Here is a 13,727-nt window from a genome sequence, read left to right on the forward strand (position 1 = left end):
TAAAATCCACCAACATTGGGCGAAATAATTCTGGCTTCTTTTCTGGATTTTTCCCCAACATATTTGCAAGGTTTTAAAGCTCTAAGATACAAATTCTTGCAATAAAAAACAAGCTATTTTAAATCCAAAATACTAATAATCAGTAAATTATAGGTGGTGTAAGGAGAGACTAGTTATGCTCGACCTGAAGTGGAATTACCTTTATAAAAGGGATGAAGCAGGCCGACGTATCAAACACAGACAGCGCAGGCCTATTCAGAGACGAGCATACTACTGCACGCATTGCAAGGGCTATCACCTGACAAAATGGAAGAAATCAAACTTCAATATGTACAGTGAAAAACGATGGCGACGGGACCAAGAGGAATAAAGTTTGACAGCTCAAAAACATAACTTTTGATTTTAGGGGCATTCGAACGAAACCTTATGAAAAACGGGCGTCCAATAAAACGGCCATCCCATTTGGACAGCATTTTAAGGATTATATATGATAGTTAAAAAACATTATCAATTTACTGTTTATATAAACCATTTATTTATCAAGATCTTTAATGAAACCCACTATTTCCGAAAGTGATTTGTTTCCCAGTCCATACATGACAGCGAGATACTCGTATTAACAAATCTGTTTCTCTTTTTTATTTAAATTGGGATTTCAACAGGTATCTTAATCATATTCTTGACTGTAGTATATAACGGAACATCTTGCACTGGCGTATCAAGAGAAACAATAAGCGAATATCGGGTTTGAGTTTCTACTTTTCCTAAATGTTTTCTTTCTCTCCACCATCCTATTACCGGGAAAATGGCAATGTGATTACAGGTTGATAATTCAGCCCCAGTTCCTTGCCAACAATCTGAATGAATAGAGCCATTGTTCCGATTATTAGTTCCTATTACCCAGCGGTCACTTCCTCCACTTCCATTGATAATTTCATTTTCCCCCCTGGCAGCAACGTTAACACGTTTCCTGAATTCAACCTCATCCTCGCCAATATTGTTTATATCAAATAGTAAGCCGTGTGACTGATACCGATATTTATCTTTCCATCCTATTTCGCCGACCCCTGGTTCAATAAAATATGAAAGTGTTATTCTTAATGTTACAGGGACATCCCCCATATCTAAAAGTAAATCTTTGGGCCAGGGAAGATTGAAAAAGTGAACTTCGTTTGTTTCAGCTTCATTACTTCTGTCTTTATATTTAAAAGGCTGGATGGTCTCCTGTGCTATAAAGGTCAAAGCACTTTCCTGACTGTACAAAGCCCTATTTAAGTTGGGAACGCCAAATCCGAAAGTTTTCAGTAAGCTTCTAAAACTCGTTCTATTACCTTGCTCTACTTGAACTTGTTTCAACATTGCTTGATTCCAATATGCAGAATGAACTATCAACCCTCTAATGGTCTCGGCCCAGGCATTTGGATATTCGTAGGCTATTTTTGCAGCAAACCAGGATGCTTGCGCAGCGGCTGCACTTGTAGCATTGACAGTATCAAATGGTTTATGTTGTATAGACTTAGAAGTTGATAGTAATTCCAAATCTGGATGGGACGTAATACTATTATCAGGTGCTCTCAATAGATTTCCCCCTTCAAAAACGATGTCAGGTCTTATAGGCCACTTTCTTTCCCATACTAAGGAAGTCGAACTATAAGGAGAAAGCTCGCCCTCATTAGCTACTAGAGAATGGTCCTGAAAATTAGGATCGTCAACCTGAACTTTTTCCGTATATGCGCCAGCAACAAGAGAGTTCCAGGATTGAGCCGGATTCTGAACCGAAGATGTGAAATTTGAATTAGGATAATTTTGCCACAATTCGTCATCACGAATGTTACCAGCTGAAATAATTATCAATCGTTGATTTTCCCCTTCACCGTAAGCCAAATTATCAACTGCTCCTGACCATGAAGAGGGGCGACCTATGTCTGCATCTTCAGTTGACGTGACAGACATACAATAAATCAAAACAATATCCGGATTTTGAATTTCTGCAGTATAGACTCCTTGTGCCGTAATATCTCCCCATAATTGTTTTGGAGTCCCTTGCTGATGGGGGCGCGGAAGAATTTTTACAGAACATAGTTTATGTGTAAGGGAAATTTGATTTTGAGAAATAAGCATTTGTTCTATCTGTCCATAACCTGCTATGCCGGCCATCAAAGTTCCGTGTCCTGATCCGGATTCGTGGTCGTCCGTCCCCCAAGTATCATCAACTGTAAGTGTATTGGCATCCTCAATTAGAGGTTGCAGCAGTTGATGTCCATTGTTTACTCCCGAATCTAACAAACAAATTCTTACGTTACTATCAACAAGCACTATTCTGCCTAATAAATCATTAACCCAATTTTGTTGTTCCACATTACTTTCAGTCATCCAAAAACCTGCGGGTTCCTGCCCGGCACGGAATTCGGCAAGGAGATCGCTTTGGAGCATCAATTCAATTAACTGTTCACGATTTGCATTGATAAGTAAAACAGCTCTTTCAGGAAATATAATACTGTTATTTCTATATGCTATTCCATTCCTGTTAAGCGTTGTAATAAATTCGGCAATTTGTTCTTGCTCTATATTATCTTTTGTATTTACGTTCAGCCAAGCTTCACACCATTTAGGAGAGTCCGCTGGGATAAGTTGCAATTTATCCGTCCATAAACCTTCCAATAATGCAATGCTTACGTCCTCGATACTACTAACCAAATCCGAATTTGCGGGAGTTATTTTTATAATTGCTTCCTTGTCGATTTCAAGAACCCCTTTTGTAAAAAATCCCTCTTGTCCAACGGGTACAAAAACAGTAGCTTTTGTTAACTCTTCACCATTCTTATTATAGTCTTTTAATTTCAGTAAACGGATATCGTTTCCAAATTGTCCTATCTTATTAGAAATAGAATAATGATCCATCTTGTCTGAAAAAGCGATACTCGTGTTATTTTTTGACTGATAGGATTCGATTTTACGTATAAATAGTCCCTCTTTGCCATTGGGGATATAAACTGTTGCCCTTATTTGCTTTTGATTTTCACCAACTGGAATTTCTTTTACGTTCAATAATCGAATCCCTTGTTTAAGATCTTCCAAGCTCTTGGTAATTAAATCATGGCCTGCCGCACTAGCAAAAGAAATATATGTACCCTCTCTAAAAGCAATTTGTTCAGCACCGCGTTGTTGCTGCAATTGTGCTTTTTCAGCCCAAATAGCATCAAATTGTTGTAATAGTTTCGCACTATGTGACGCTCTATTGCGAACTGGTAGAGGTTTAGGAATAACAGGAGTCCCCTTGGTTTTGTATTTTTCGGCCTTTACATTTCCTGTAATAAAAATGTGTTTATATACCATTCTTTCAAATTATTTATGATATGCAGCATTACGATCTTTGATTGCTCTGAGAATTAACTCGTTATTCATTGGCTGCTTGTCATTCAAAATGGTCTCTTTAATGGCATCAACACAGGCAAGTGATATTTCTGCATGACTTAAACCATTTATATCCGGTAACAAATCTTTAAATTTGATTTTCTTGGCAAATTGAGCAAGTCTGTTTTTAAGTAATTCTTCTTTTTCTTCAAGATTCGGTAGATTGTATAAAATAACATCATCAAATCTACGGAATAGCGCCTGGTCTAGTAATTCTTTGTTATTAGTAATAGCAATAATAAGACTGTCTGAGTGATCCCTTTCAATGAACTGGAGAAAAGAATTTAATACTCTTCGCATTTCACCTACATCATTATTACGACTTCTTTCTCCACCGATAGCATCAAATTCATCAAAGAGATAAACTCCCTGCCGTTGTTCAATCAAATCAAATACCTGACGAAGTTTGGCGCTGGTTTCCCCCATATATTTAGTTACCATTTTATCCATGAGGATAGTATAAAGAGGTAGATTTAGTTCGTTAGCTATGATGGAAGCAGTTAAAGTCTTTCCTGTGCCTGGAGGGCCAGAAAGTAAAATTTTTCTACGATTTTCCAAATCATGTTTACGAAGTTTGTCACGTTGAACGAACTCTGAGATAATACGGTTTATTTTTAATTTTATATCATTGGAAGCAATTATGTCCGCAAGATTGACTGCTGGCACATTTTCTTGTATCAAGCCTTGAAAATCAGACACAAACGACTTGGCTTTATGCTTCGTTTCCTTTGCTTTATCAATAATAGTCTTAATCTCGTTGGCTACAAATGTATGCCCCAACTTAGCTTCATGAGCAGCAATTTGCAAAGCAACTGTAGTAAACCGCTCCAGCTCATTGTTGTAATGCGATTTGATTAATGATATGATGTAGTCTGCCTTTGCCATTGAAAACAAAATTACTGTTTTTTCAATCTATAAATTGTATTAAATGACAATAATATATGAAATTTATTCCTATTTAAATTACCGGACTTTTTTTCTTGTGTTGAAATCGAATATTAGTCTACTTTAGTCGATAATCCTATTTACCATCATAGGTAAAAAAATCTCATCCTCATTTTCTTCTAACTTGTTTCCAATTCTGCAATCGATTGTAGCTAGATAGGCTCTATCTGCAAATCTCACGGATTGCCTATATTCTTTATTCCTGATTAATAGCTTTGTAATTGCTTCGGCGGGAATTTTACCTTTTAACTGTTCAAGAATTTCATGTCCAAAGTCAAAGGTTACAAGATAATTGCAGGCATGTTCTTTTATTCCACCTGATAAAGAGAACATATCTGGGTCTATTTGTCCAATATCAACAATTGGAACATTTGAGAAAACCAAACTTTCATAAGTATCAAATCCCAACCTCTTCAGGTGTAAGCCCAAGTCCTTTGCCGGTTTAAAATGATTGTTTGAAAGTATGTTGTCAGGAGCTAAATATTTCTTTAGGGCTTCCCAATATAGTGGGATAGCCTGTATTGGAAAATGTAATATTGGTTCCAGTTTTTCTACACTATACAGGACAAATTCTTTCCCATTACAAAGTGCAAAAAAACTTACACGAACCTCATTGTGAATAGCATATGAATACGCCTGCTCAACGTGATGCGATTTAATAATACTTTCTGTTGGAGCTTTAGCATCCAAAATCCAAGCAGGCTTATTATTTACTTCAAATATGTAATCTGGGATGATATAAATCTTCTTTCGTTGTGAACCAATGGAAACATAGGGATGAAGTAACTGTCTACTTCTAATAATCCGGTTAGGTTGACTCACCGAGTATCCCAATCCCTTAATAATTGGGACAATTATTTCTTCCCGAACAGAATCTTCTTTAAATTCGGGATTATCAAGCTCTCCGAAATCAAAATCGGCCAAGATATTATAATGCAAATGCTCTTTCATAACTATAACAGAAATTTAAATAAAAACTGGAATTGTCGAGCTTATTTCAAGTCTACATTGGATTATCCTAGCCGTATTTTTTTACTAAAATTGCAGATAGGAAATCCATCCTATAAACCTAGCAATGGTTTGACGACCTCAAAGATTGGCGCTGCAAGTAAATTGCTGAATGTACCAATTCCTACATCTTTTATCAGCCTGCTAATATTTGATATTTGTGATTTTACATCTCTACCCTGTTTTAATTGGGATAAGGCATAATCCATTTCCATTGCGAAATCTTTACGGATATCTCCATCAAATTGTTGGATATCCTTTCGTAATATCTCAAAAAAAGACTTTAATTCATCATTGGAAACCGGATGATTATGCTGAGTCTGAACAGAATGATCTGAACCTTGCTGAAATTGTAGTGGCGCATTAACATTTCCGACATTAATGGTGTTATTGATAGTTTGAGCCTGATTATGTTTTTCTGAATCCATATTTTGATTGTTTATCCATTTTTCAAATAACTCTACATAAGCAGAATTAGTGCTTCGCTTCTTTAATAATGGGAATATCTCGTAGCGCATATGTTTAAGAAACTCTTCCTTATTATCGGGATGCGATGAAAGATAAAACTGTAAATGGTGATTAATTAGTTTGTCAATCTTATAGGAAGGGCGTGTTTTCAATAACCTGGAAACAAACTGGCGGTCATAATCTTCTGCGGTTACATCTGTATATAAATGTCGGCTTTCATATCGATCGCCATATCCCCAATCACCCCTGCTTATTTTGCCAAAGCTTGCATATTTTCTTCGCCGTCCTAAATTTTTAAGTTGAAAACTCTCGACTTCGTTTACTACATTTTCCGTACTAATATCAAAAAATGGATTCATATTCCTCTATATGGTTTAATAACAAATATACCATATAACCCATTCTTTTAATAAAATTTTTATACACAGAATTGTGTCTTGCAATACCGATAAAAGAGGATGAGATATGAAAATCCAAATTTATTCGATCAACTCCCATTAGACCATGTCCAATTGTTCAACAGGCTAGATGACATTTTGGGAGCGATACGATATGTCGCTCCCAAAAGAATTTATGCAATATTTTGTTTCCGGTGGACTACATTGATTGGCGCGAAAGCCTACGGAGTACATAAAGCTTTTACAACGGTATCTTTTAGTTGCAAGGGCCTACTTTCAATCTTCCTTTCCAGTCGGTCCATATCCACTGCAACTCTATTATCCAATAACTTCGCATAATGCTGTGTGGTCTTGATGTCCGTATGACCAAGCATCTTGGAAACTGTTTCGATAGGGACGCTATTTGCCAATGTAACAGAAGTCGCGAACGTATGGCGTGATTTGTGGAAAGTGAGTTCTTTGGTGATCTCACACACATCCGCAATTTCCTTTAGATAGCTGTTCATTTTCTGATTACTGAGAACGGGAAGTACCATATCTTTAGCTACGCAGGGCGGATAATCGCGGTATCGTTCAATAATTTCAAGTGCCTTTGGCAATAGCGGAATATTTGATGATGTTTCTGTTTTTTCCCTGCTCGTGAAGATCCAGAGTTTTCCGTCCACCCCCTCAGCGACATCTGTCCATTTTAATTTCTTCACATCCGCATAGGAAAGTCCTGTGTAGCAGCAAAAGACAAAGATATCACGCACATGCGCAAGACGTGGTATCTTGAATTCCTTTTCCTCTATCCGATGAAGTTCAGCTTCTGTTAGAAACTCCTTCTCTTTGGCCTTCGCTTTGATCTTGTAGAATGCAAATGGATCATCTGTGATCCAGCGGTGTGCGATACAGATCTTGATGATCTTGCGCAGGTGTTTCATGTACTTTGCAGCCGATACTGCCGAACAACCCATTGTAGAACGCAGAAAGAACTCGTATCCGGTAACGAAAGCATGGTCAATCTTTCTTGTGTCGATATCCTGCGACCTGTATTCTTTTTCCAGGTACCCTCCAACATGAGAAATAGAGGTCTTATACCCCTTGAGCGTATTGGGTTTAAATCCATTGCCCACAAGCGCTTCCATCTGGTTGTTGTGTTGCCTAAATACATCTAAAAAGTTTTTGCGTTTGATATCCTTTCCCTGAAATCTAAGTTTTATGGATTCTGCTGTAATTTCCTCCCCAGCCGCTACCATAGCAGTATGGATCGTACTTACTTTAGTTACGAGTGTATCAAGGTAACTATTCAAGGTTTTTACAGTTTCTGTTGTACCCTTTGCGCGGTTAGCTTTGGAATTCCATTTCGATGGTTCGCATTCACGTCCTGCGGAGATCTCTTTTGGCAGGCCGTCGACAGTGATCCGCATGTAGATTGGCTTGGGACCACCAACATAATTTTTTGGTTTCTTCAAGTAGAAGAGCAAGGAATAATTTGTACTCATGACAACATCATTTAAGTGAAACAAATGTAGCCTTGCAACTAAAACGGATCAAGATGTTTTAGTTTTAAACATCTTGATTATAAGAGCATTACCATCATTTCAGTGAGTAAGCAAATGAGCGAAAATGACTCACTGAATGACTCACTTTTTTCTTGGGAATTCGTGTAAGTTTTGTAGATACCGAAAAACAAAAAAGCCTGCAAATGTTTAATTTGCAGGCTTTTGTATGTTTTGACTTTTAGATCTGTAGCCCGTAGGGGAATCGAACCCCTGTTTCAAGAATGAAAATCTTGCGTCCTAACCCCTAGACGAACGGGCCTTTTTATGCAACTCCAATAACATTGTTGTTTTTGGAGTTGCAAATATAGATCTTAAAATCAGTATTCCAAAAAAAAATTAAATATTTTTTAAATAAGGTCGAAACCGATATCTCTTCTGAAGTATTTCCCTTCAAAATATATCCTTCCAGCATCTGCAGTTGCCTGTTGAAGGGCTTCAAACAGTGTATCTTGCAATGTGGTAACAGCAATTACACGTCCTCCTGCAGTAACGATCTTGCCATCCACCTCTTTCGTACCTGCTTGAAATACGATGGATTCTTTCACGTTTTCAATATTGGCGATCTCTTTTCCAGATTCATAATCTCCTGGATAACCTCCGGCAACCAACATGACAGTAACAGCAGTCTTAGAAGATACCGTATACGAACGTTGATCCAAATTGCCTTGTGCAACACCTTCCAGTAAATCCAATAGATCCGATTCAATACGTGGCAATACGGACTCAGTCTCTGGATCTCCCATACGAACATTATACTCGATGACATAAGGTTCTCCTTCTACATTCATCAGACCTATAAAAATAAATCCTTTATACGGAATACCATCTTTTTTAAGTCCTTCAACTGTTGGTCTGATAATACGCTCTTCTACTTTATTTAAAAATGTCTCATCTGCAAAAGGAACCGGAGATATCGATCCCATACCACCCGTGTTTAGGCCTGTATCACCCTCTCCAATACGTTTGTAATCTTTTGCAGAAGGAAGCACTTTATATGAATTCCCATCTGTCAAAACAAAAACAGACAATTCAATTCCTTTTAAGAATTCTTCAACAACCACAACTCGGCTAGCTTCTCCAAACTTTGAATCTGCGATCATCGCCTTTAACTCTGCTTTAGCATCTTCCAGCGTCTCACAGATCAACACTCCTTTGCCTGCAGCTAAACCATCAGCCTTAAGCACAATCGGCAATTTTTGCGTTTCAAGGTAAGCCAATCCATCTTCCAATGATGTTGCATCAAACGATCTTGAAGCGGCAGTAGGTACGCCATGGCGATCCATAAATTGCTTCGAAAAATCTTTTGAGCCCTCCAATTGAGCCCCCTCCTGTTGCGGCCCTATTACCGGGATATTTTTTAAATCTTCCCGATTTAAAAAGTAATCATGAATACCTTTTACCAAAGGCTCTTCTGGACCGACGAGCACCATTTGCACGTTATTCTCCAAAACGAAGGAAGCAATAGTAGCAAAGTCAGTAACTTTAATATTTACATTCTGACCATACGCACCTGTTCCAGCATTTCCTGGAGCAATAAACAATTGATCTAAACGTGGACTTTTCGACAACTTATAGGCGAAGGCGGATTCACGACCTCCTGAACCGATTATTAGGATATTCATAACACAAAGATATTTTTTTTATGCTAATTTTAAGGTATCAGATCGTTTAAAATGAGACTAATATTTTGATTTATAAATTGATTAAAGGAAAAATATTTTCTAATTTTCATAAAACATTAGTCATATGTACGCTAAATTACTGCTGTTAGTAAGCTGCCTGCTATTCACTTCGCTGGCGTCGGCCCAGATCGATCAGACCTTGCAGAAACTGGATACTTACCATGAACGGCACATCAAGGAAAAGATTTATCTCCATTTGGACAAAAATGATTATTCGGCTGGCGAAACCATGTGGTTTAAACTTTACTGTACCACCGCCCCTTTTAATTATTTGAGCAACATCAGTAAAATTGCTAATGTAGAATTGATTTCTCCCACCAATAAGATCATTAAGAGTATCAAAATTCCTATTACACTCGGTCTAAGTATAGGCGACTTCAATCTGCCGGACACTTTGGAAGAAGGCTCCTACCGCGTTAGATCATTTACCCGATGGATGCAAAATGACTCTGTAGCCAATTTCTATGAACGCGTCGTCCCCATTACAAATGGTCGATCTGATCATATCATAACGAAAAGTGAACTGGTCAAAAACGGAACAGAAAACATGTTCCAGATTAATCTGAAAACCATTCAGGGAGCCCCGCTGATTAATAACAACATCAGTTATACCCTACAACCGAACAACAATAAAGAGAAATCCGGCCGACTGAAATCAAACGATAATGGAACAATAGCGCTGGAATTGAAAGATGATTTTAAAGGCGGGACACTGTCTTTACAATTTCTTTCGCTGGATAAAAGACGTATTCTAAAAAGTTTTGTCATCCCGGATCCAAACAACCAAAATAGCATCCAAATTTTCCCCGAAAGTGGCGAACTAGTCAACAACATATTATCCAAAACTGGGTTCAAAATCCTTAGCCCTAATGGTTTAGGAAAAAAAGCAAAAATAAAAGTTGTGGAGGAAAATCAAACAACAGTTGCCGATTTTGAAACAAATTCACTGGGAATGGGAAGTATCCCGCTCGTCTTACAGACAGGAAAAAAATACGTCGCTACAGCCCTCTTCGAAGATGGATCGTCAACAAGTGCGTCATTACCGCCTGTACAGAATTCCGGATATGTTCTAACCGTAAATTCGGTACTAAAGGATAAGATTGCAGCGCAACTTTCCGCTACTGCAGACTTGGTCAATGGCAAAGATATTTATCTGGTAGCCCAATACAATGGCCTTGTACTTCATGCCGCTAAGCAGAAATTAAATGGAACGGAGATCTTATTCAATATCCCCAAAAAAAACCTGCCTTCTGGAGTTTTACAATTATCCATCTTAACAGATCAAATGGTTCCTATTGTGGAAAGATTGGTGTTTAACTACAATACGACATCGACCTTACTTCCTGTCGCCGTAGAACTCAACAAGCTTAGCTTCACAACACGCGATAAAGTGATTGCTAATCTTTCCGTTAAATATGATGATAGTGACACCACTAGGTTTGCCGCGCTTTCCGCATCAGTGGTAAACCTCAGCAAGGTTGATTCCACGACAAACCGTTATTATTCATCTATTGTCTCGGAGCTCCTATTGAAATCTGATCTTCGTGGCTTTATTGAACGTCCCAATTATTACTTTGAGGATTTAACGAACATTAGACTGACAGAGCTGGACAATCTTATGTTGATCCAAGGTTGGCGCAAGTTGGACTGGAAGAATTATACAAGTACAGCAACCGCTGCGTTCCTTCCTGAAAAAGGGCTTACCATAGCTGGGACCATCAAGAAAACGGCCCGCAAGGCTGTCGTTCCAAATGCCAAAGTAACAATTATACCGACGAGCAACATGTTGCTGAGTATAGATACACTGACCGATAATAATGGCCGATTTTCATTTGACGAACTTTTATTTGCAGACAGTGTCAAGTTTATTGTGACAGGTGATGGCCCTAAAGAGAAAAAAAGAGTTGATATTGTTATCGACAACCCGCTCACCCCACCACCTAATGCAAGTAAAGATCAACCCTTGTTGCTTAACGACATCAATAGCACCTTGCTTACACAACTGAAAAATAGTCAACAGTTTCTTGGCGAATTGGAAGCGGCTGGTATTATAGAAAAAAGTATCCGATTGGAAGAGGTACAGGTCAACAGGGTAAGAACAACTAAAGCCGACAAAAACTCCAGAAACCTGAATGGGCCAGGAAACGCCGATCAAGTCATCTCTGCAGACGAATTATCCGGCTGTGCTACATTTGCTCAATGCCTCAATGGACGGCTAAATGGTGTTATTTTTCGAAATGGTATCCCTTATAGCACAAGATCGATGAATAGTCCGATGCAAGTTGTTCTCGATGGAATGTATATTGAACCCGAACAAATAGATATGATCAACACGGCCGACATTGCGAGTGTTGAAGTCTTGCGTAGTATTGGAAACACGGCAATTTATGGCATGTATGGGGGCAACGGTGTTATCGTGATTACCAGTAAATCGGGAGATGCCATCTCCTCATCGTATACCCCCACAGGCATTGTAACCATCACGCCAAAAGGGTTATATGTGCCTCGAACATTTTTCAAACCCCAATACGATGCAACAATCCAAAATAAGCTTACACGCGACCTAAGGACAACAATCGCCTGGGAACCGAATCTGATCACGCCAAAAGATGGGAAAACACATTTCGAATTCTTCACTTCTGACGAACCCGGAACCTACAAACTAACCGTTGAGGGAATAAGTATGGATGGCAAAATTGCTCATCTCGAATATTTAATAGCGGTAAAACCACAATAGCAGAGCAAACAAATCGTTAAATTTAGAAACAAGGTTATGGAACATATTAAAACCAAAATAGAAGATCATATCTTAAGCATTTTCCTCGACAGGGGAAAGTCAAACGCCATAGACACACAGCTATTGAAGGAACTGATAGATACCTTGGAATCTTCCCAGCAAAATGAAGCTATTTATGGTGCAATATTGATTGGCAAGGAAAACTTCTTTAGCGCAGGACTTGATCTAATTACCCTATTCCAATATGATGAAGAACAAATTCGCGAATTCTGGAATTTATTTCTGGAAGCGACATCGCTACTCGCCGCTTTTCCAAAACCAATAGTTGCTGCAATATCTGGTCATAGCCCCGCTGGGGGCTGCGTACTGGCGCTCTGCTGTGATTATCGGATTATGGCCGAAGGGAATTTCGTGATCGGTCTTAACGAGATTCCTGTCGGACTAATCGTCCCTGAAAGTATATTTCAGCTTTATGCGTTTTGGATTGGAAAACGGAATGCGTATCAGAATTTGCTCGAAGCTAAATTGCTTTCTCCTGTAGAAGCAAAAACACAGGGTCTTATTGATGACATTGTTCCCGCTAATATACTCTTCAATACCGCAGCAAAAAAATTAAAACAGATCACGCAGTTCAACCAAAAGACATGGCAGACATCCAAATTGAACTTCCGAAAGGAAATAATCCTTAAATTGCGCGAGAATAGAGAAGAGACAATCCAGCACATCCTCGAACAATGGTGGCTTCCGTCAACGCGCTCTATTTTAAAGTCAATCATTGAAAACTTGACTTCAAAGAAGTAATATTAAACAAAATCATCATGAGAAATCTCTTTTTCTTTATTCTTATTTGTCTCACTGCTAGCACGATCTCCTGTAGAAATAGCAAAAAAGAGGATAAGGCTGTAAAAATCATTCAGGATTCAATTCCTGTGGATACCCTACAAAAACCTGACACGACTGAAAAGGAAGTAAAGAAAGAGAACTCCGAAACGCTGGAGGAGGTATTGGAGAAACTTGCCAAGGCATATGCAGAACAGGACAGTAAAACAATAAATTCCTATGTACATCCCAAATTGGGAATTTATATGATCTACCGTCCCGGCGCACTTGACTCTTATGTACACCAAAACAGTTTTAATTTTTCTAAACCTGTGCCAGAATATCATTCTTATGAAAAGTTAACGTACAAGGGCCCTTTGAAGTCCGGAAAACTACCTATTTTTGATTGTGGTACGATGAAGTGGGATAAATCCGGATTCTATTATGATAAAAAATCCCGCCCGAATGAACTATCTCAGACGGCAAAGTTCATGAATGAAATTCTTGATGCCAAAATTAGTAATACTGAATTACAGCGACTAAGGAACATAGAATCCAGAAGTTATAGAGCCATTATGACCTCCAATGAGCATGAGGAACCCTTTGTTTTTCATGTGACAAAAGAGGGAGAAAAATGGTATATTACAGTCATAGACCGCGCTTATGCCGGATGTGACGCATAGTATTTTGTAAATTTTAACCAAACTTAACG

General features: G+C 38.4%; 9 protein-coding genes and 1 tRNA gene. 3 read left to right on the top strand and 7 right to left on the bottom strand.

The annotated features are described in order from the left end of the window. Window positions 1-642: 642 nt before the first annotated feature. The 7 genes from B3E92_RS23430 to purD all read right to left on the bottom strand — a co-directional run bounded on the left by B3E92_RS23430 (window position 643) and on the right by purD (window position 9,399). The gene (locus B3E92_RS23430; protein WP_286898459.1) at window positions 643-3,336 is read right to left on the bottom strand and encodes a S8 family peptidase; all 2,694 of its coding nucleotides are present in this window, start codon (window positions 3,334-3,336) and stop codon (window positions 643-645) included. A 9-nt stretch (window positions 3,337-3,345) separates the two neighbouring features. After that, on the bottom strand, window positions 3,346-4,299 hold the full coding sequence (locus tag B3E92_RS23435) for an AAA family ATPase (RefSeq protein WP_286898460.1): 954 nt from the start codon (window positions 4,297-4,299) through the stop codon (window positions 3,346-3,348). Window positions 4,300-4,422: 123 nt separating this feature from the next. Further along, the gene (locus B3E92_RS23440; protein ID WP_286898461.1) at window positions 4,423-5,310 is read right to left on the bottom strand and encodes a type I restriction enzyme HsdR N-terminal domain-containing protein; all 888 of its coding nucleotides are present in this window, start codon (window positions 5,308-5,310) and stop codon (window positions 4,423-4,425) included. A gap of 110 nt (window positions 5,311-5,420) precedes the next feature. Beyond that, entirely contained in the window at window positions 5,421-6,194 is a 774-nt protein-coding gene (locus B3E92_RS23445) for a hypothetical protein (protein WP_286898462.1), read from the bottom strand. 260 nt (window positions 6,195-6,454) lie between these two features. After that, on the bottom strand, window positions 6,455-7,717 hold the full coding sequence (locus B3E92_RS23450) for a site-specific integrase (protein ID WP_286898463.1): 1,263 nt from the start codon (window positions 7,715-7,717) through the stop codon (window positions 6,455-6,457). Window positions 7,718-7,964: 247 nt separating this feature from the next. After that, a tRNA-Glu gene (locus B3E92_RS23455) sits at window positions 7,965-8,036 on the bottom strand. Between the two features lie 88 nt (window positions 8,037-8,124). Then, the gene (gene purD, locus B3E92_RS23460; RefSeq protein WP_286898464.1) at window positions 8,125-9,399 is read right to left on the bottom strand and encodes a phosphoribosylamine--glycine ligase; all 1,275 of its coding nucleotides are present in this window, start codon (window positions 9,397-9,399) and stop codon (window positions 8,125-8,127) included. A 124-nt stretch (window positions 9,400-9,523) separates the two neighbouring features. On the opposite strand from purD, the gene B3E92_RS23465 reads away from it, so the two are divergent. From B3E92_RS23465 to B3E92_RS23475, 3 genes are read left to right on the top strand one after another with little or no spacing between them, the layout of a single operon-like run. Then, complete coding sequence (locus tag B3E92_RS23465; RefSeq protein WP_286803593.1) at window positions 9,524-12,196, top strand: carboxypeptidase-like regulatory domain-containing protein; 2,673 nt, start codon at window positions 9,524-9,526, stop codon at window positions 12,194-12,196. A 36-nt stretch (window positions 12,197-12,232) separates the two neighbouring features. Further along, complete coding sequence (locus tag B3E92_RS23470; protein ID WP_286803595.1) at window positions 12,233-12,997, top strand: enoyl-CoA hydratase/isomerase family protein; 765 nt, start codon at window positions 12,233-12,235, stop codon at window positions 12,995-12,997. A gap of 17 nt (window positions 12,998-13,014) precedes the next feature. Continuing rightward, on the top strand, window positions 13,015-13,698 hold the full coding sequence (locus B3E92_RS23475) for a hypothetical protein (RefSeq protein ID WP_286767693.1): 684 nt from the start codon (window positions 13,015-13,017) through the stop codon (window positions 13,696-13,698). Window positions 13,699-13,727 lie beyond the last annotated feature (29 nt).

It is taken from the genome of Sphingobacterium sp. UBA6317, assembly GCF_002440385.1.
GTDB classification, from domain to species: domain Bacteria; phylum Bacteroidota; class Bacteroidia; order Sphingobacteriales; family Sphingobacteriaceae; genus Sphingobacterium; species Sphingobacterium multivorum.

Coding starts and splice junctions, on each gene's coding strand:
- B3E92_RS23430 (WP_286898459.1), bottom strand. CDS start 3,336: ATGGTATATAAACACATTTTTATTACAGGAAATGTAAAGGCCGAAAAA.
- B3E92_RS23435 (WP_286898460.1), bottom strand. CDS start 4,299: ATGGCAAAGGCAGACTACATCATATCATTAATCAAATCGCATTACAAC.
- B3E92_RS23440 (WP_286898461.1), bottom strand. CDS start 5,310: ATGAAAGAGCATTTGCATTATAATATCTTGGCCGATTTTGATTTCGGA.
- B3E92_RS23445 (WP_286898462.1), bottom strand. CDS start 6,194: ATGAATCCATTTTTTGATATTAGTACGGAAAATGTAGTAAACGAAGTC.
- B3E92_RS23450 (WP_286898463.1), bottom strand. CDS start 7,717: ATGAGTACAAATTATTCCTTGCTCTTCTACTTGAAGAAACCAAAAAAT.
- purD (WP_286898464.1), bottom strand. CDS start 9,399: ATGAATATCCTAATAATCGGTTCAGGAGGTCGTGAATCCGCCTTCGCC.
- B3E92_RS23465 (WP_286803593.1), top strand. CDS start 9,524: ATGTACGCTAAATTACTGCTGTTAGTAAGCTGCCTGCTATTCACTTCG.
- B3E92_RS23470 (WP_286803595.1), top strand. CDS start 12,233: ATGGAACATATTAAAACCAAAATAGAAGATCATATCTTAAGCATTTTC.
- B3E92_RS23475 (WP_286767693.1), top strand. CDS start 13,015: ATGAGAAATCTCTTTTTCTTTATTCTTATTTGTCTCACTGCTAGCACG.